The organism is Ensifer adhaerens (assembly GCF_001270265.1).
In the GTDB taxonomy this organism is placed as follows: Bacteria; Pseudomonadota; Alphaproteobacteria; order Rhizobiales; family Rhizobiaceae; genus Ensifer; species Ensifer adhaerens_B.
Genome location: NZ_LGAP01000001.1, coordinates 798,965 through 816,637 on the forward strand (window position 1 = coordinate 798,965; position 17,673 = coordinate 816,637).

15 protein-coding genes are annotated in these 17,673 nt (G+C 61.1%); 11 read left to right on the top strand and 4 right to left on the bottom strand.

The genetic code is table 11. The features are described 5' to 3' along the window. Positions 1-47 precede the first annotated feature (47 nt). The 4 genes from AC244_RS03890 to AC244_RS03905 all read left to right on the top strand — a co-directional run bounded on the left by AC244_RS03890 (position 48) and on the right by AC244_RS03905 (position 3,885). The gene (locus AC244_RS03890) at positions 48-944 is read left to right on the top strand and encodes a LysR family transcriptional regulator VtlR (RefSeq protein WP_038577011.1); all 897 of its coding nucleotides are present in this window, start codon (positions 48-50) and stop codon (positions 942-944) included. Between the two features lie 616 nt (positions 945-1,560). Beyond that, a complete protein-coding gene (locus AC244_RS03895) occupies positions 1,561-1,851 on the top strand; it encodes an ArsR/SmtB family transcription factor (RefSeq protein ID WP_053247450.1) in 291 nt (96 codons plus the stop codon). 43 nt (positions 1,852-1,894) lie between these two features. Further along, the gene (locus AC244_RS03900) at positions 1,895-3,016 is read left to right on the top strand and encodes an alkene reductase (protein ID WP_053247451.1); all 1,122 of its coding nucleotides are present in this window, start codon (positions 1,895-1,897) and stop codon (positions 3,014-3,016) included. Between the two features lie 68 nt (positions 3,017-3,084). Further along, positions 3,085-3,885, top strand: coding sequence for an aminoglycoside phosphotransferase family protein (locus AC244_RS03905; protein ID WP_053247675.1), 801 nt, complete (start codon positions 3,085-3,087; stop codon positions 3,883-3,885). A 2-nt stretch (positions 3,886-3,887) separates the two neighbouring features. Here AC244_RS03905 and AC244_RS03910 read toward each other — a convergent pair whose 3' ends face one another. Next, on the bottom strand, positions 3,888-4,457 hold the full coding sequence (locus AC244_RS03910; RefSeq protein ID WP_053247452.1) for a helix-turn-helix domain-containing protein: 570 nt from the start codon (positions 4,455-4,457) through the stop codon (positions 3,888-3,890). 36 nt (positions 4,458-4,493) lie between these two features. On the opposite strand from AC244_RS03910, the gene AC244_RS03915 reads away from it, so the two are divergent. Together AC244_RS03915 and AC244_RS03920 are read left to right on the top strand one after the other, a co-directional pair. Continuing rightward, the gene (locus AC244_RS03915) at positions 4,494-5,003 is read left to right on the top strand and encodes a GNAT family N-acetyltransferase (protein WP_053247453.1); all 510 of its coding nucleotides are present in this window, start codon (positions 4,494-4,496) and stop codon (positions 5,001-5,003) included. 153 nt (positions 5,004-5,156) lie between these two features. Next, positions 5,157-6,032, top strand: coding sequence for a lytic transglycosylase domain-containing protein (locus AC244_RS03920; protein ID WP_234716838.1), 876 nt, complete (start codon positions 5,157-5,159; stop codon positions 6,030-6,032). Here AC244_RS03920 and AC244_RS03925 read toward each other — a convergent pair. Further along, positions 6,022-7,056: an SDR family NAD(P)-dependent oxidoreductase gene (locus AC244_RS03925; RefSeq protein ID WP_053247455.1), complete on the bottom strand. Its 1,035-nt coding sequence runs from the start codon at positions 7,054-7,056 to the stop codon at positions 6,022-6,024. The genes AC244_RS03920 and AC244_RS03925 overlap by 11 nt on opposite strands. A gap of 94 nt (positions 7,057-7,150) precedes the next feature. On the opposite strand from AC244_RS03925, the gene AC244_RS03930 reads away from it, so the two are divergent. Next, positions 7,151-8,065 carry a LysR family transcriptional regulator gene (locus AC244_RS03930; RefSeq protein ID WP_053247456.1) on the top strand — a complete coding sequence of 305 codons (915 nt, stop codon included), beginning with the start codon at positions 7,151-7,153 and terminating at the stop codon, positions 8,063-8,065. Positions 8,066-8,112: 47 nt separating this feature from the next. On the opposite strand, the gene gyrA is transcribed toward AC244_RS03930, so the two are convergent. Beyond that, the gene (gene gyrA, locus AC244_RS03935) at positions 8,113-10,890 is read right to left on the bottom strand and encodes a DNA gyrase subunit A (RefSeq protein ID WP_053247457.1); all 2,778 of its coding nucleotides are present in this window, start codon (positions 10,888-10,890) and stop codon (positions 8,113-8,115) included. A 317-nt stretch (positions 10,891-11,207) separates the two neighbouring features. Here gyrA and AC244_RS03940 point away from each other — a divergent pair, with 317 nt between their 5' ends. Further along, positions 11,208-11,837 carry a MarC family protein gene (locus AC244_RS03940; protein WP_053247458.1) on the top strand — a complete coding sequence of 210 codons (630 nt, stop codon included), beginning with the start codon at positions 11,208-11,210 and terminating at the stop codon, positions 11,835-11,837. Between the two features lie 534 nt (positions 11,838-12,371). Here the strand turns inward: AC244_RS03940 and AC244_RS03945 are convergent. Beyond that, entirely contained in the window at positions 12,372-12,917 is a 546-nt protein-coding gene (locus AC244_RS03945) for a single-stranded DNA-binding protein (protein WP_053247459.1), read from the bottom strand. Between the two features lie 280 nt (positions 12,918-13,197). Between AC244_RS03945 and uvrA the strand changes: the two genes are divergently transcribed. The 3 genes from uvrA to AC244_RS03960 are packed head-to-tail and all read left to right on the top strand — an operon-like array spanning position 13,198 to position 17,476. Beyond that, the gene (gene uvrA, locus AC244_RS03950; protein ID WP_053247460.1) at positions 13,198-16,119 is read left to right on the top strand and encodes an excinuclease ABC subunit UvrA; all 2,922 of its coding nucleotides are present in this window, start codon (positions 13,198-13,200) and stop codon (positions 16,117-16,119) included. 44 nt (positions 16,120-16,163) lie between these two features. Then, the gene (locus tag AC244_RS03955) at positions 16,164-16,631 is read left to right on the top strand and encodes a GNAT family N-acetyltransferase (protein ID WP_053247676.1); all 468 of its coding nucleotides are present in this window, start codon (positions 16,164-16,166) and stop codon (positions 16,629-16,631) included. A 41-nt stretch (positions 16,632-16,672) separates the two neighbouring features. Next, positions 16,673-17,476: a DUF72 domain-containing protein gene (locus AC244_RS03960; protein ID WP_053247461.1), complete on the top strand. Its 804-nt coding sequence runs from the start codon at positions 16,673-16,675 to the stop codon at positions 17,474-17,476. The last annotated feature ends 197 nt before the right edge of the window (positions 17,477-17,673 follow it).

The following is a 17,673-nucleotide window of genomic DNA, read 5'->3' on the forward strand; positions in this document are numbered from 1 at the left end:
GGAGGACATGATCCCGTCCCCCGGGGTGATTTCATATGGGGGACTTCATGTCGCTGGATTGGGACAAACTGCGCATTTTTCACGCGGCGGCCGAGGCTGGGTCGTTCACGCATGCGGCAGACAAGCTCCATCTCTCTCAGTCGGCGATCAGCCGTCAGGTGAGCTCGCTTGAGCAGGACGTCGGCATCAAGCTGTTTCATCGCCACGCGCGCGGCCTGATCCTGACCGAGCAGGGCGAGATCCTCTACCGGACCGCGCACGAAGTGCTGATGAAGCTCGAAAGCGTCAAGGTGCAACTGAGCGAGACGACGGACAAGCCGAGCGGCAAGCTGCGCATCACGACGACCGTTGGCCTTGGCCAGGGCTGGCTGACCGACAAGATTCAGGAATTCATGTCTCTGCACCCGGACGTCCAGGTACAGCTGATCCTCGACAACGAGGAGCTTGATGTGAACATGCGGCATGCCGACTGCGCCATTCGCCTGCGCCAGCCGCAGCAGTCCGACCTGATCCAGCGCAAGCTCTTCACCGTGCATATGCACGTCTACGCGGCGCCCTCCTACATCAACAAGCACGGCGAACCGCAGTCGCTTGACGATCTCGACAATCACCGCATCATCACCTTCGGTGAACCGGCGCCGAACTACCTGCTTGATGTCAATTGGCTCGAAATCGCCGGTCGCGATTCCGACAATCCGCGGACCTCGCACTTACAGATCAACAGCCAGACCTCGATCAAGCGCGCCTGCCTGCTCGGCATCGGCATCGCGATGCTGCCCGACTATATCGTCGGCCGCGACCCGGGCCTCATACAACTTCCGATCAGCGCCGACATCCCGTCGTTCGACACCTATTTCTGCTATCCGGACGAGATGAAGAATGCCGCCAAGCTCAAAGTCTTCCGCGACTACATTGTCGCCAAGGCGAGGAACTGGAGCTTCTGACGTCGTAGCCGCCATTGCTTGATTTGTGAGCATTTGCCGGATGGTCGCTTAGTTCGTTGTTTTCTAATTGTAATTTCTATGGTGCGGCGCATTTTGTGCGCCGCATTTTGTTTGTGCGATGCAAAAATGGGCAGTGATGCGCGCATCACATGGCTGACATGCATATTAAATGATTGCTGCCCGCTCAAAAAAGCAGCATACCACCCTCAGCTGATGCATCTTTGGTGGCTTCTCCTCCCAGTGCCACCGCAGCAGCTGTTCCCCTCTGGAGGTTTAATTACCTTCACAACTATAAGGGCCCAAGTCATCTTGCGGCCCTCTTTTTTTGTCTACTGTTAGGACACGGGCGAGCCGTGACGAAATTCACAGCCGGCTATTGAAAGCCGGTACTTCGCTTCCCATATCAAAATGCAGCTGATGCATTCTTGGTGGCTTTCTCCTCCCCGCCACCGCAGCAGCTGTTCCCCTCTGGAGGTTTTAATTACCTTCACAACTACAAGGGCCCAAGTTTTCTTGTGGCCCTCTTTTTTTGCCCATTTTCTCCTCACGTTCTTGTGATTTGTATATCGCTCATCGGCGATACATTTATCGATAAAACGCGATATGGCGATAGACGATGGATCGAGACGAAATCTTAAAGGCCCTGGCGCACCCGGCAAGAGTGAACATTCTTGCTTGGCTGAAGGAGCCCGAGGCGCACTTTCCGACGCAGGAGCATCCGTTCGAAATGGGTGTTTGTGCGGGCCAGTTCGAGCGCTGCGGCCTGTCGCAGTCCACCGTGTCTTCCCATCTCGCCATTCTCCAGCGCGCTGGCCTGGTGTCGACCCGGCGCCTCGGCCAATGGGTTTTCTACAGGCGCAACGAGGAGACGATTGCTGCGTTCCTGAAGGACATCGGCAGTCTCTGACACCCACCCCCCAAGATTCAAACTGAAACCGAAAGGACCTGCAATGGCCACCCTCTTCGACCCCATCACTGTCGGCGACATCGCTCTGAAGAACCGTATCGTCATGGCACCACTGACGCGCAATCGTTCGCCAAAGGCCGTACCGAACACCCTCAACGCCACCTACTACGAACAGCGCGCATCGGCCGGCCTGTTGATCACCGAGGCGACCGCGATCACCCAGCAGGGCCAGGGCTATGCCGATGTGCCCGGCCTCTATTTACCCGAAGCCCTCGATGGCTGGCGCAAGGTTACCGATGCCGTGCATGCCAAGGGCGGTCGTATCGTCGTGCAGATGTGGCATGTCGGCCGGATTTCGCATGATTCGCTGCAGCCGGGCGGTGGCAAGCCGGTAGCGCCGTCGGCGATAAGGGCAAAGTCCAAGACCTACCTGATCAATCCGGATGGCACGGGCTCGTTCGCCGAAACCTCGGAGCCGCGTGCGCTCGACATCTCCGAGCTCGATGGGATCGTCGAGGACTATCGCAAGGCCGCTCGTGCCGCGATCGATGCTGGCTTTGATGGCGTCGAGATCCACGCAGCCAATGGCTATCTCATCGACCAGTTCCTGCGTTCCGGCTCGAACGAGCGCACCGACGCCTATGGCGGTTCGATCGAGAACCGCGCCCGCTTTCTGTTCCAGGTGGTCGATGCCATCACATCGGAGATCGGGGCTGGCCGTGTCGGTATTCGCCTTTCGCCGGTGACGCCCGCCAACGATGCCTTCGATCCGGAGCCGCAGCCGCTCTTCGGCTATGTCGTCAAGAACCTGGCTCGCTATCCCTTCGCCTACATCCACATTATCGAGGGTGCGACCGGCGGTCCGCGTGACCATCAACAGGGCGAACGTCCGTTCGATTACCATGCACTGCGTGCTGCCTATGTTGCAGCGGGCGGCAAGGCGGCCTGGATGACGAACAACGGCTATGATCGCGATCTCGCAGCAAAGACCGTCGAAAGCGGCGAGGCCGATCTGGTTGCCTTTGGTAAGCCGTTCATTGCCAATCCGGACCTTGTCGAGCGGTTGAAGGAAAACGCTCCGCTGAATGCGCCGGATCAGGCGACGTTCTATGGCGGGGGAGCAAAGGGTTATACCGACTCCCCCGCCCTGGAACGGGGCGCCTGATCCCACCCCACCCCTCAAGCCCCGCCGATCGGCGGGGGTTGGTCGTTTTTTTGGGTGTCCCCCCCCCCCTGTTTTCTTTCTTCCTCGAAAAATGGTCGCTGCAGCCGGGCGGCGGAAGGGTCGCCACGCGATCGAGCCAACTGCTGCCGGTGCGCTGGCGCGGTCTGCCGGCAATGCTGAAGGTCGCGGAGGATGACGAAGAGCAGCGCGGCCGGTTGTCGATGCGCTGGTGGGCCGGTCAGGGTGCAGCCGAAGTCTATGCCGCAGACGACGACGCGCTTGTGATGGAGCGTACCGACAGCCGGCGATCGCTGTTTCATATGGCGATGACGGGAAGCGACGAGGCTGCGACCCGAATCATCTGCAACACCGTGGCCGCGCTCCATGCTCCCCGCGAAACGCCTGTTCCGGATCTCATCCCGCTTGAACGGTGGTTTGCAGCGCTGGCACCGGCGGCGCGTACCCATGGCGGCGTTCTGGCGCGTTCGCTGGCGGCAGCGGAGGCCTTGTTTGCCGATCCTCATCCGCCGGTCGTGCTGCACGCGGATATTCATCACGGCAACATTCTCGACTTCGGCGCCCGTGGCTGGTTGGCGATCGATTCGAAGCCGGTCTATGGCGATCCGGGTTACGATTACGCCAATCTCTTCTGCAATCCGGAACTGGCTGTGGTGACCGAACCCGGTCGCCTGCAACGCCACCTGCCTGTTGTCGCCGAGGCGGCGGGGCTGGCGCCGCGCCGTATCCTTTCCTGGATTCTGGCCTATTCCGGACTCTCTGCCGCCTGGTTCTTGGAGGATGACGACGACTTCAATGTCGAAGGCGAAATGCTGATCGCACGGATCGCTGCAGCCGAACTCGACAAATAGCGTCAGCGGCTTTTCAAGAGGATCACTGCATAGACACATGACGTGTCGCCGCCGTTGCGGAAGATGCAGTCTTTGGGTGGGCCAAGCTCCAAGCAATCGCCCTCTGCCAGCACATGCGTTTCTTCGCCTTCCGTGAAGGTCAAAGTGCCCTGTTTCACCCAGATCAACTGGCGAAACATCGCGTAGGCGGCCGCCGGCATGGGCACTTCCGCGCCCGCCGGCAGTTCGACCTCGACCAGTTCCAGCGGCAGGTCGGAGTTCGGCGAGACATGCCGCCTGAGATATCCGCTTTGCGGATCCCGCCAGATCGGCTGGTTATCACGGCGCGACAGGCGACCTTCGTGGATTTCAGCTCGGGCGATCAGTGTCGACATGGTCAGGCCGAATGCGCCTGAAAGCCGTGCAAGCAAGGTCGCCGTCGGGCTACTGTCCGCGCGCTCGATCTTGTGGATCATCGTGCGGGAGACGCCGGAGCGCTCGGCAAGCTCGCTCAGCGACCAGCCACGGATTTCCCGTTCAAGGCGGATGCGATCGCTGATGCGTTGATCGAGGCTGTACACTTTAGTATCCATGTCGTAGTCATATAGTGTACGAACATGCGAGGCAACATGCTGATCAGGCAAGCAAGGGAAGATGACCTGCCGGTCATCTGCGACATCTACAACGACGCGGTGGCCAATACGACCGCCATCTGGAACGAGACGATCGTCGATGTCGCCAATCGATCTGCCTGGCTCAAGGCGCGAAGCGATGTCGGATACCCGGTCCTCGTCGCCGTATCTGATCACGGCGATGTTGCCGGCTACGCCTCTTTTGGAGACTGGCGGCCGTTCGACGGCTATCGGCACACGGTCGAGCATTCCGTATATGTCCACCGCAGCTGCCGTGGTGGCGGCATCGGCCGCCAGCTGATGGTTGCCTTGATCGCCGCGGCCGAGCGTCTCGACAAGCACGTGATGGTGGCGGGGATAGAATCGGAGAATGCCGCCTCGATCCGGCTTCACCAGCAGTTGGGTTTCACCGAAACCGGCCGAATGCGCGAAGTCGGGACGAAGTTCGGCCGTTGGCTGGATCTGACCTTCATGCAATTGGTGCTCTCCACCGGCTCACCCGCCTGACGGGTGGGTTTTTCCGAGCCCCGCGAGATGCTATGTATGAAGCCGGTCTGTTCGATGAGGCATTGCGGGCACTGCATGGGGAACGGCGGCTCAAAGAGTTTTGCGTGTGCTGCCAGGGGGCTGCTCGCGTTGTTGATCGCCCTGAGTTTGGGAATGCCGGAAATTGCCCATGCCCGCATCGACGAACTGCCGGTGCGTGCAAAATGCATCTATGTCGGCCGGTCAGCCATGGACCCCGCCAAATCCCTGTGTGTCAGCAAGGAAAGCTTCGAGCGCGACGTTTGCGGCGTCATCGATCACTATGCCGCGGCGAATGATCTGCCTTCAGCCTTCTTTGCGCGCCTGATCTGGCGCGAAAGCCTGTTCCGGCCGAATGCGGTCAGCCCGAAAGGGGCCGAAGGGATCGCGCAGTTCATGCCAGGCACGGCGAAAATGCGCGGCCTTTCCAACAGCTTCGACGTCGTTGCCGCCCTGGGGAAATCGGCCGAGTATCTCGGTGAACTCAAGACGCGCTACGGCAATCTCGGTTTTGCCGCCGCCGCCTACAATGCCGGTGAAAATGGGCTTGAGCGTTTTCTCGAAGTCGATTGGCTGCCTGCGGAGACGCGCAACTATGTGCTGGCGATCACCGCCTACAGCGTCGAGGACTGGCGGGACAATCCCCCCAAGACACTCGATCTGACACTCGACAAGAACAAGAATTTCCTCGACGGCTGTGTGGCGCTCGCAAGCACGCGGCAACTGCGCGAGATCGACGTGATCGACGAGGCCGAGTGGGCGCCCTGGGGCGTACAGCTTGCCGCACATTTTCAGAAGTCGATAGCGCAGCGGCTGTTCGTCAACGCGGTCAAACGGTTGCCGGCATCGATCCGTAGCGAGAAGGCGTTGCTGCTGCGTGAGCGCAATGCCAGCTTTGGTCGCCGCATTCGGTATGCCGCCCGCATCGGTCGCGACAGCCAGGCGGAAGCCAATGCGCTTTGCGCCACCATACGGAAAAATGGTGGTGCCTGCCTGGTTTTCAGGAACTGACCGGCAGCTTTGCGGGCGTGAGTCCCTCGCCGACCCCGATTTGTCCGGCACTCTGCGGCAGGCAGCCGAGCGAATTGAGCGTTGTGGCCATGGCTTCATCGATGGGCGTATGCGGCTCCTCGCCGAGAAATGCTACCAGGCGATCGTTCGGCATCTGCAGCGGTTGGCGCCAGACGTAGCGCATCTTGCGCAGCTCCCGAAAGAGAGGAACGAAAGGCGATGCCAGCGTCATCAGCCACCATGGAAAGGCACGTGCCGGAAGCGCCTGACGTCCTGCCGCACGCCTGATGGCAGCAATCATCTTCGTGCCGTTGTCATCGATGAAGCCGCGCATATGGTAGACCGCAAAGGCCGGCAGGTCCTCGGCGCGCTCGACCAGACCGATCATCGTCTCGGCCACATCGGGCAGATACGCCCATTGGTGCGCGATGCCCTTCCTGCCGGGATAGCTGATGGCGCTCAGCGGCTTGCCCGGCTTTACCAGCCCTTGCGAAAACCAGTTGTTGGCGGCGTCAGGACCAAAGAAATCCCCTGCCCGCAGGATGATCACGCCGACACCGGCGTCTGACGCAGCCTTAAGCCGAAGTTCCATTTCCTTGCGGATCATGCCCTTGTCCGTATGCGGGTTCTGCGGGCTGTCCTCGGTCAGGACGGGGAAAGAATCCGGACCGAAATTGTAGATCGTGCCTGGCAAGAGAATGCGTGCGCCTTCCGCTTTCGCGGCAGCAATCGTGTTGTCGAGCATCGGCAACACCAGCGTCCCCCAGTTTCGATAGCCGGGCGGATTGACGGCATGCACGATCAGCTCGACGCCTTCTGCGGCGGCGCGAACGTCGAGCCGCTTCATTGCATCGCCCTCCACCCATTCGAACGCAGCTGCCGTCTTCGCTGCCTTTGTGATATTGCGGTTGAGTGCGCGCACTCTCCATCCCCGTCGGCTGAGGCCGCGGGCAACAGCACCACCGATGCCGCCGGTTGCGCCCAACACCAGGACTGTTCTTGCCTTTTCCAGTTTGTCGGCCATCACATCTGCTCCATCTGTTCTGATGGAAACACTGTCCTGCAAGTCCGGGATAAACGGAATTGCCGTTTTCTGTTTCATCGCTATACTTTTATGTATGAGTAAGATTGAACCGAGCTGGGACTACTACCGGACTTTCCTGATGGTGCTGAAGGAAGGCTCGCTGTCGGCGGCCGCGCGCGAGCTCGGACTGACGCAGCCGACCGTCGGGCGCCATGTCGATGCGATGGAGGAGATGCTCGGGTTTCCACTGTTCACACGTTCGCCGCAGGGGCTGCTGCCGACCGATGCCGCCCGGGCGCTGCAGCCCTATGCCGAAACGCTGGCAGCAACGTCAGCAGCGCTGCTTCGTGCCGCCTCCGGTCAGCAGAACACGGTGAGCGGTACGGTGCGCATCAGTGCCAGCGAAGTGATCGGTATCGAGGTATTGCCGCCGATCCTCGCCGAACTGCATGCGCAATATCCGGATCTGACCATCGAGCTCTCGGCTTCCGATGCGATCGAGGACATTCTGCGGCGGGAGGCGGACATTGCGGTGCGGATGGCCGTTCCCGGCCAGGATGCGCTGGTGGCGCTTCACATTGGTGCGGTATCTCTCGGCTTTCACGCCCATCGCCGCTACCTTGACCGGCGCGGCATACCGGAGACGCTTGCCGATCTCAGCCGGCACAGCCTGATCGGCTACGATCGCGAGACGGCGGCAATCCGGGCAATCATCGGCCGCTCGCCGGACCTGCCGGAGGTGCGCTTTGCGTTGAAGGCAGACAGCAACCTCGCGCAGCTTGCCGCCATTCGAGCCGGTTTCGGCATCGGCATCTGCCAGAACGCACTTGCTGCCCGGGATCCCGACATTCTTCCCGTGCTGGCGGACGACTTCGCAATGAAGCTCGAGACTTGGCTCGTCATGCATGAAAACCTGAAGACGGCGCCGCGTTGCCGCGTGGTTTTCGACGCGCTAGCTAAGGGATTGAGGGCTTATATTCGCAAGCCTCAGGAGATGTCCGCCTCATAAGAAAAGCCCGCCATTTGGCGGGCTTTTCAGTCGGTTGAAGCTGTCTATCAGGCTTCGGCTTCAGGCGTTTCCGGTGCGCCGTTTTCCGCCGCCACCAGTTCCTCGCCCTCTTCGTCGCCTTCCGGTTCGCTGATGCGCTCGACCGAGACGACCTTTTCGTCCTTGGCCGTCGAGAAGATCGTCACGCCCTTGGTGGCGCGGCTCGCAAGCCGGACGCCATTGATCGGCACGCGGATCAGCTGACCGCCGTCGGAGACGAGCATGATCTGGTCGTTGTCTTCGATCGGGAAGGCCGCGACGAGCACGCCGATTTCAGCCGTCTTCGAGGTATCGGTGGCGCGGATGCCCTTGCCGCCGCGACCCGAAGTGCGGAAATCGTAGGACGACGAACGCTTGCCGAAGCCCTTCTCCGAAACCGTCAGCACGAACTGTTCGCGCGCCTTCAGCTCTTCGTAACGCTCGTTGCTGAGTTCGCCGCCTTCGGTGACTTCCTCGCCGACCAGAGCGATTTCTTCCTCTTCGCCGTTGGTCGTACGCCGCTCGGCGGCTGCACGCTTCAGGTAGGCCGCCCGTTCCCATGGCTCGGCGTCGACATGGCCAAGAATCGCCATCGAGATGATGCGGTCGCCATCGCCAAGGTTGATGCCGCGCACGCCGATCGAGTTGCGGCCGGCAAAGACGCGCACGTCGTCGACGGGGAAGCGGATGCACTGGCCGAGCGCCGTCGTCAGCATGACGTCGTCATGCTCGGTGCAGGTGTCGACCGAGAGAATCTCATCGCCATCCTCCTCCAGCTTCATCGCGATCTTGCCGTTGCGGTTGACCTGGACGAAGTCGGAAAGTTTGTTGCGGCGAACCGTGCCGCGGGTCGTCGAGAACATGACGTCGAGGTTTTCCCACGTCGTTTCGTCCTCGGGCAACGGCATGATCGTCGTGATGCGTTCGCCGGGTTCCAGCGGCAGCATGTTGATCAGCGCCTTGCCGCGCGACTGCGGCGTGCCGATCGGCAGACGCCAGACCTTCTCCTTGTAGACGATGCCGCGAGAAGAGAAGAAAAGAACCGGCGTATGGGTATTGGCAACGAATAGCCGGGTAACGAAATCCTCGTCCCTGGTCGCCATGCCGGAGCGGCCCTTGCCGCCGCGGCGCTGCGCACGATAGGTCGTCAGCGGCACGCGCTTGATGTAGCCGAGATGCGAGACGGTCACGACCATGTCTTCGCGGGCGATCAGGTCCTCGTCGTCCATATCAGGGCCGCCTTCGGCGATCTCGCTGCGACGCGGCGTGCCGAACTCCTGGCTAATGGCGGTCAGCTCGTCCTTGACGATCGTCATGATACGAAGGCGCGACGACAGAATGTCGAGGTAATCCTTGATTTCCTCGCCGATCTTGTTGAGTTCGTCGCCGATTTCGTCGCGACCGAGCGCGGTCAGGCGCTGCAGACGCAGGTCGAGAATGGCGCGCGCCTGCTCTTCCGACAGGTTGTAGGTGTTGTCTTCGTTGATCCGGTGACGCGGATCGTCGATCAGCCGGATGAGGCTGTCGACGTCATGCGCCGGCCAGCGGCGTTCCATCAACTGTTCGCGCGCGGTCTGCGGATCGGGCGCCTGCCGGATCAGCTTGATCACTTCGTCGATGTTGGCAACGGCAATGGCGAGACCGACCAGGACGTGGGCGCGGTCGCGCGCCTTGCGCAGCAGGTATTTCGTTCTCCGGCTAACGACTTCTTCGCGGAAGGCGACGAAGGCGCGCAGCATGTCGAGCAGCGTCATCTGTTCCGGCTTGCCGCCGTTGAGCGCCACCATGTTGCAGCCGAAGGACGACTGCAGCGGCGTGTAACGGTAAAGCTGGTTCAGGATGACGTCGGCATTGGCGTCGCGCTTGAGTTCGACGACGACGCGGTAGCCCTGACGGTCCGATTCGTCGCGCAGATCCGAGATGCCTTCGATGCGCTTGTCGCGCACCAGTTCGGCCATCTTCTCGATCATCGTCGCCTTGTTCACCTGGAAGGGGATCTCGGTGATGATGATCTGCTCGCGATCGCCGCGCATCGGTTCGATATGGGCACGGCCGCGCATGATGACCGAGCCGCGGCCGGTCTCGTAGGCCGAGCGGATGCCCGAACGGCCCAAGATCAGCGCGCCGGTCGGGAAGTCCGGCCCGGGGATGATTTCCATCAGCTCCGGCAGTTCGATCGCCGGATTGTCGATCAGCGCCATGCAGCCGTTGATGACTTCGACGAGATTGTGCGGCGGAATGTTGGTCGCCATGCCGACCGCGATGCCGCCGGCGCCGTTGACGAGCAGGTTCGGGAACTTCGCGGGCACTACCACAGGCTCGCTCAGCGTGCCGTCATAGTTGTCGCGGAAATCGACCGTTTCCTTGTCGAGGTCGTCGAGCAGCGAGTGCGCGGCCTTCTGCAGACGGCACTCGGTGTAGCGCTCTGCCGCCGGCGGGTCGCCGTCGACGGAGCCGAAGTTGCCTTGGCCGTCGATCAGCGGCAACCGCAGCGACCAGTCCTGGGCCATGCGCGCCAGCGCGTCGTAGATCGCCGAGTTGCCGTGCGGGTGGTACTTACCCATCACGTCCCCGGTGACGCGGGCGCATTTGACGTACTTCTTGTTCCAGTCGATGCCGAGCTCGCTCATCCCGTAGAGGATGCGGCGATGAACGGGTTTCAGACCGTCACGCACGTCTGGAAGCGCGCGGCTGACGATGACGCTCATGGCGTAATCGAGATAGGACCGCTGCATTTCCTCGATGATGGAAATCGGCTCGATGCCTGGCGGAGTCTTTCCGCCGCCGGGAGTGCTTTGCTCAGTCAATTGTGATCACGATCTTTGTTCAGAATCAGTCGGATATTTATAGCCGAATGCGCCTGGAAGCGCCAATTTTGGCCCGTGGTTGTGAACAGTCTTTTGCCGTCGGAGCAGGCTTTTCTAGGGCATTGCAGCGGAAATCGGAAGTGCTGGCGACAAAGTCGGCCCCCGGCCTGAACGGCTATGAGAAGGTTCCGTCACATCCTCATTAAGCTATTGCTCAAGCTTTGGCCACCGGCCCCTTCCCAAGCCCCCGATGCTTGCCTAACAATGCCCCTCTGCCACCGGGAAAACCCGGGGTAACAATCCGGAAGGGGAAACGGATGTTCAATGTCGACCTCCTGGTCAACGCACTCACCACGCTGCTCGTCACGCTCGATCCGCCGGGGCTCGCTCCGATCTTTCTGAGCCTTACCGTCGGCCTCAGCCGGCAGGAGCGCTTTCAGGTGGCGACGCGCGGCTCGCTGATCGCCTTCTTCATCCTGGCCGCCTTTGCCGTCTTCGGCAACGGTATTCTCGGTCTGCTCGGCATCTCCATCGGCGCCTTCCGCATCGCCGGCGGCCTGCTGTTGTTCTGGATCTCCTTTGAGATGATCTTCGAGAAGCGTCAGGAACGGAAGGAAAAGACCGGCGAAAATGCCACCGTCAAGGACCACATCCACAATATCGCCGTGTTCCCGCTGGCCCTGCCGCTGATTGCCGGACCGGGCGCGATTTCTGCGACGATCCTGCTCGCCGGCTCGTTCCCGACCGCGGTCGAGCGCACGCAGTTGCTGATCGTCATCGCGCTGTCGATGGTCAGCCTCTTCCTGGCCCTCGTGATCGCCGAACGCATCGACCGTTTTCTCGGCGTCACCGGCCGGGCGATCCTCACCCGCCTGCTCGGCGTTATCCTGGCGGCACTGGCGGTTCAGTTCGTCGTTGATGGCGTCAAATCGGCAATGGCGATCTGATGTCATTATACCAACCTGCGCCGATATTGACCTCTTGCGCCGGAGCGATTTTGGTTTCCGGCAAGGAGAGAACCGGAAGCGGACCCAAGCGGTCCGGTGAGGATTGTCGACGCCGTCCGCAGGCCAAAAGCGCCCGGCCCTTCGGGTGGGCCGTCTGTCGGCCACCGGCAGTGTCGCAATCCTCGACCGATGCTACTGCATAATTCCTTAAACCGGATCCGATTTAAGGATAAAATTATGCAGCAAGTTTAAAGCGTTACAGCGTCCTTTGCGCGTCAGATTTGACGCGCGGCGCTGTAAGGCATCGCTCTGCGGTATGCTCCTCGCCGGATGACCGCAGACGGTCCCACGCAATAGGTCAATATCAACGCAGGTTGGTATTACGACGTTGGCTGGCCGAGGCTTTCGTTTGAACGCAAGAAGGGCCGGTTTCCCGGCCCATCTTCAATGTCACGATATTGCCAAACGGAGCCCGACACCGTCTGAGCCTGGTCGTCAGAGGGCGACCGCAGATCGCTGTGCTTAAGCCGTGGCTCAGAACGGGATGTCGTCGTCCAGGTCGCGCGAGAAGTTGCCGCCGGCCTGGCTGCCCTGACCACCCTGGCCGCCGCCGGAGCGTCCGCCACCGGAGGACTGGCGTGGCTGCTGGTCGTAGTCGTCGTAACCACCACTGCCGCCACCGAAGTCGCTCGAACCGCCGCGGCTGACGCCGGAGCCACCGCCCTCGCCGCGACCGTCAAGCATCGTCAGCGTCGAGTTGAAGCCCTGCAGCACGACTTCCGTCGAGTAACGGTCATTGCCGGTCTGGTCCTGCCATTTGCGGGTCTGCAGCGCGCCTTCGATATAGAGCTTGGCGCCCTTCTTGACGTATTGCTCGACGACCTTGCACAGGCCTTCGTTGAAGACGACGACAGTGTGCCATTCGGTCTTCTCGCGACGTTCGCCGCTGTTGCGGTCGCGCCAGGTCTCCGATGTTGCAATGCGCAGGTTGGCGATCGGCCGGCCGTCCTGCGTGCGCCGGATTTCCGGGTCTGCCCCGACGTTTCCGACCAAGATTACCTTGTTGACGCTACCAGCCATATTGCTTTTCCCGTGGTTTTGCCGCGCCACCGGCACGGCTTTCGAATTTCAAGAACGCGCATCTTAGCGGTCCGCCGCTGCGGATACGCCCCGCATCATACATAATCCACAACAGATTTGGTCGATCTGCGCGTTGTTTGTTCTTTCTTTGTTCTAATATTTCACTATGATCCTGTCAACCGAATCGAAATGGCCACCAGTTTTGCCGATTGCGCCTCGACATGGGCGTTAGCGTCATTACATAGGGGGCTTTCAACCGACATGCAAAAGCTGGCTTCCGATGAGCGAACTCAAGACCATCTCCATTCGTGGCGCGCGCGAGCACAATCTCAAGGGCATCGACCTCGATCTGCCGCGCAACAAGCTGATCGTGATGACGGGGCTTTCAGGCTCCGGCAAGTCGTCGCTCGCCTTTGATACGATCTATGCCGAAGGCCAGCGCCGCTACGTCGAGAGCCTGTCGGCCTATGCGCGCCAGTTCCTCGAGATGATGCAGAAACCGGATGTCGACCAGATCGACGGTCTGTCGCCGGCGATTTCGATCGAGCAGAAGACGACCTCGCGCAACCCGCGCTCGACCGTCGGCACGGTGACCGAGATCTACGACTACATGCGTCTGCTTTTCGCGCGTGTCGGTGTGCCCTATTCGCCGGCGACCGGGTTGCCGATCGAGAGCCAGACGGTCAGCCAGATGGTCGACCGCGTTCTCGCCTTCGGCGAAGGCACACGCCTTTATATCCTTGCGCCGCTCGTGCGCGGCCGCAAGGGCGAGTACAAGAAGGAACTCGCCGAGCTGATGAAGAAGGGTTTTCAGCGCGTCAAAGTCGACGGCACCTTCTACGAAATCGCCGAGGTTCCGGCGCTCGATAAGAAGTACAAGCATGACATCGACGTCGTCGTCGACCGTGTCGTCGTGCGGCCCGATCTTGCCTCCCGCCTTGCCGACAGCCTGGAAACCTGCCTGACGCTGGCCGATGGTCTTGCCGTCGCCGAATTTGCCGACAAGCCGCTGCCGCCGGAAGAGACGGCTGCCGGCGGCTCGGCCAACAAGTCGCTCAACGAAACCCATGAACGCGTGCTGTTTTCGGAAAAATTCGCCTGCCCGGTCTCCGGCTTCACGATTTCCGAGATCGAGCCACGCCTGTTCTCGTTCAACAATCCCTTCGGCGCCTGCCCGACCTGCGATGGTCTCGGCAGCCAGCAGAAGATCGACGAAGCGTTGATCGTGCCCGAAGACAACAGGACGCTGCGCGACGGCGCGATCGCGCCCTGGGCCAAATCATCGTCACCCTATTACAACCAGACGCTGGAAGCGCTCGGCAAGGTTTTCGGCTTCAAGCTCGGCAATCGCTGGAGCGAATTGTCTGCCGACGCGCAGAAAGCCATCTTGCATGGCACGGAGGAGAAGATCGTCTTCCATTATGAAGACGGTGCCCGCTCCTACAACACCACCAAGAATTTCGAGGGCATTGTGCCCAATCTCGAGCGCCGCTGGAAGGAAACCGACAGCGCCTGGGCGCGCGAGGAGATCGAGCGCTATATGTCGGCGGCGCCCTGCCCGGCCTGTGCCGGCTTCCGCCTGAAACCCGAGGCGCTCGCCGTCAAGATCGACAAGCTGCATATCGGTCAGGTCACCGAGATGTCGATCCGCATCGCCCGTGACTGGTTCGAGGCGCTGCCAGCTCATCTCAACACCAAGCAGAACGAGATTGCGGTTCGTATCCTCAAGGAGATCCGTGACCGCCTGCGCTTCCTCAACGACGTCGGCCTCGAATATCTCAGCCTGTCGCGCAACTCCGGCACGCTGTCGGGTGGTGAGAGCCAGCGCATCCGGCTTGCGTCGCAGATCGGCTCCGGCCTGACAGGCGTGCTCTACGTGCTCGATGAGCCGTCGATCGGCCTGCACCAGCGCGACAACGCCCGCCTGCTCGAGACGCTGCGCCACCTGCGCGACATCGGCAATACCGTCATCGTCGTCGAACATGACGAAGACGCGATCCTGACGGCGGACTATGTCGTCGATATCGGCCCGGCGGCCGGCATCCACGGCGGCGAGGTGATTGCGCAAGGGTCGCCCGCGGACGTCATGTCGAATCCGAAGTCGCTAACCGGAAAATATCTCTCCGGCGAGTTGTCGGTTGCCGTGCCGAGCGAGCGCCGCAAGCCGAAGAAGAAAAAGGAAATCGCCGTCGTCGGTGCGCGGGCCAACAACCTGAAGAATGTCACGGCGTCCATTCCGCTTGGCATTTTCACGGCCGTTACCGGCGTGTCGGGTGGCGGCAAGTCCACCTTCCTGATCGAGACGCTCTACAAGGCAGCCGCCCGTCGTATCATGGGTGCCCGCGAAAACCCGGCCGAGCATGACCGTATCGACGGCTTCGAGCACATCGACAAGGTGATCGACATCGACCAGTCGCCGATCGGCCGCACGCCGCGCTCCAACCCGGCGACCTATACCGGTGCCTTCACCCCGATCCGCGACTGGTTCGCCGGGCTGCCGGAAGCGAAAGCCCGCGGCTACCAGCCCGGCCGCTTCTCCTTCAACGTCAAGGGCGGACGCTGCGAAGCCTGCCAGGGCGACGGCGTCATCAAGATCGAGATGCACTTCCTGCCGGATGTCTACGTCACCTGCGATGTCTGCCACGGCAAGCGCTATAACCGCGAAACGCTCGACGTGCACTTCAAGGGCAAGTCGATCGCCGACGTGCTCGACATGACGGTCGAGGAAGGCGTCGAGTTCTTCGCTGCCGTCCCGGCAGTGCGCGACAAGCTGGTAACGCTGAACCAGGTGGGCCTCGGCTATATCAAGGTCGGCCAGCAGGCAAACACGCTTTCGGGCGGCGAAGCCCAGCGCGTCAAGCTCGCCAAGGAACTGTCGAAGCGCTCGACCGGCCGCACGCTTTATATCCTCGACGAACCGACAACTGGCTTGCATTTCCATGACGTGGCGAAGCTTCTTGAAGTTCTGCATGAACTCGTCAACCAGGGCAATTCGGTCGTCGTCATCGAGCACAATCTTGAGGTCATCAAGACCGCAGACTGGGTCATCGACTTCGGCCCCGAAGGCGGCGACGGCGGCGGCGAAGTCATCGCCAAGGGAACGCCCGAGGACGTGGTCAAGGAGCCGCGCTCCTATACCGGCCAGTTCCTGAAGGAGCTGCTGGAGCGTCGTCCGATGAAAAAGGTCGAGGCGGCCGAGTGAGCGTCTCGGGCAACGGGCGGAGCAGCGCTGTCGCCGGTCTCGCGATGATGCGACCGGCGACGATGAACGACTTGCCCGCCGTGCAGGATATCACCGTTGCAGCCTACGCGCCCTACACGGTCCTGCTCGGTGGACCGCCCTTGCCTGTAACCGAGGATTATGGGCCTCGCATCGCGCGCGAAGAGGTCTGGATCCGTGACGATGGCGACGCGGTTTCCGCGCTTGCCGTTTTCGAACGGCATACGGATCACCTTTTGATCTTCAGTATCGCGGTTGCACCCGCCTTCCAACGCCAGGGAATTGGGACCGAACTGTTGCGATTCCTTGATGCGCAGGCGGTCGAACGGGGCGTGACGGAAGTGCGGCTCTATACCAATGCGCGGATGGAGCGAAACATCGCACTTTACCGTGCCTATGGTTTTCAAGAAACGGGTCGCCGCCCGAACCCTTATCGGCCAGGGTGGACACTGGTGGATATGGCCAAGCCGGTAGGGCAGATGGCGTCCGAATAAATCGAGATGCGGCTTGACTGTGCCGCCATGAGGAGGATGGGATGACGAAATCCGGAAAGATCCGCGTTGGTATCGGCGGTTGGACGTTTGAGCCCTGGGAAGGAACGTTTTATCCCGACAGTCTGTCGAAGAAGCGCCAGCTTGAATTTGCTGGCAAGGAATTGCGGGCGATCGAGGTCAACGGCACCTATTATTCGTCGCAGAAGCCGGAGACCTTCGCGAAATGGGGCTCCGAGGTGCCGGAGGATTTCATCTTCTCGCTGAAGGCCAGCCGCTTCGTCACCAACCGCAAGGTTCTGGCCGAAGCCGGTGAATCCATGCAGAGATTCCTGACGCAGGGGCTGACGGAACTCGGACCCCATCTCGGGCCGATCCTGTGGCAGTTCGCGCCGACGAAGAAGTTCGAGCCGGAGGATTTCGAAGGCTTCCTCAAACTACTACCGGAGAAGCAGGACGGCCTGCCGCTGCGCCACGTCGTCGAGGTGCGCAATCCGACGTTTCAGGTACCCGAGTTCGTCGACCTGCTAGAGAAATACAAGGCGGCCGTCGTTCTGGCAGAACATGCGGACTATCCGATGATCGCCGATGTCACCGCCGATTTCGTCTATCTGCGCCTGCAGAAGGGCAGCGACGACATCAAGACCTGCTATGCCGCCGACCAGCTCGATCTCTGGGCGGATCGCGCCAAGACCTTTGCTGCCGGCGGAGAGCCGGGTGATCTCACCAGGAGCGCCCCCGATCGCAAGGCCAAGAAGGAGCCGCGCGACGTCTTTGCCTTCTTCATCACTGAGGGCAAGGTGAATGCGCCCAACGGTGCACGCGAGCTGCAAAAGCGCGTCAACTGACGGTAACGCGAGGCGCGGGAGACCCACCCGCGCCATCTTTTGTATGGTTGTCTGGGGCGGCTTCAGGAACCTTGAAACGAATCAGGTTGGCTGCCGCCCACATCGGTCGCCGCGGCGCAATCGCGGTTGCCCCTGGGGATTGCATTTATGTGCTTTTTTACCCTTCAAAAATTTGATTTTTTGCCTGCCGCTGCGGC

What these genes read in the sequence shown, in the direction of transcription:
- AC244_RS03890 (WP_038577011.1), top strand. Translation starts at nt 48, where the DNA reads ATGTCGCTGGATTGGGACAAACTGCGCATTTTTCACGCGGCGGCCGAG.
- AC244_RS03895 (WP_053247450.1), top strand. Translation starts at nt 1,561, where the DNA reads ATGGATCGAGACGAAATCTTAAAGGCCCTGGCGCACCCGGCAAGAGTG.
- AC244_RS03900 (WP_053247451.1), top strand. Translation starts at nt 1,895, where the DNA reads ATGGCCACCCTCTTCGACCCCATCACTGTCGGCGACATCGCTCTGAAG.
- AC244_RS03910 (WP_053247452.1), bottom strand. Translation starts at nt 4,457, where the DNA reads ATGGATACTAAAGTGTACAGCCTCGATCAACGCATCAGCGATCGCATC.
- AC244_RS03915 (WP_053247453.1), top strand. Translation starts at nt 4,494, where the DNA reads ATGCTGATCAGGCAAGCAAGGGAAGATGACCTGCCGGTCATCTGCGAC.
- AC244_RS03920 (WP_234716838.1), top strand. Translation starts at nt 5,157, where the DNA reads ATGCCGGAAATTGCCCATGCCCGCATCGACGAACTGCCGGTGCGTGCA.
- AC244_RS03925 (WP_053247455.1), bottom strand. Translation starts at nt 7,056, where the DNA reads ATGGCCGACAAACTGGAAAAGGCAAGAACAGTCCTGGTGTTGGGCGCA.
- AC244_RS03930 (WP_053247456.1), top strand. Translation starts at nt 7,151, where the DNA reads ATGAGTAAGATTGAACCGAGCTGGGACTACTACCGGACTTTCCTGATG.
- AC244_RS03940 (WP_053247458.1), top strand. Translation starts at nt 11,208, where the DNA reads ATGTTCAATGTCGACCTCCTGGTCAACGCACTCACCACGCTGCTCGTC.
- AC244_RS03945 (WP_053247459.1), bottom strand. Translation starts at nt 12,917, where the DNA reads ATGGCTGGTAGCGTCAACAAGGTAATCTTGGTCGGAAACGTCGGGGCA.
- uvrA (WP_053247460.1), top strand. Translation starts at nt 13,198, where the DNA reads ATGAGCGAACTCAAGACCATCTCCATTCGTGGCGCGCGCGAGCACAAT.
- AC244_RS03955 (WP_053247676.1), top strand. Translation starts at nt 16,164, where the DNA reads ATGATGCGACCGGCGACGATGAACGACTTGCCCGCCGTGCAGGATATC.
- AC244_RS03960 (WP_053247461.1), top strand. Translation starts at nt 16,673, where the DNA reads ATGACGAAATCCGGAAAGATCCGCGTTGGTATCGGCGGTTGGACGTTT.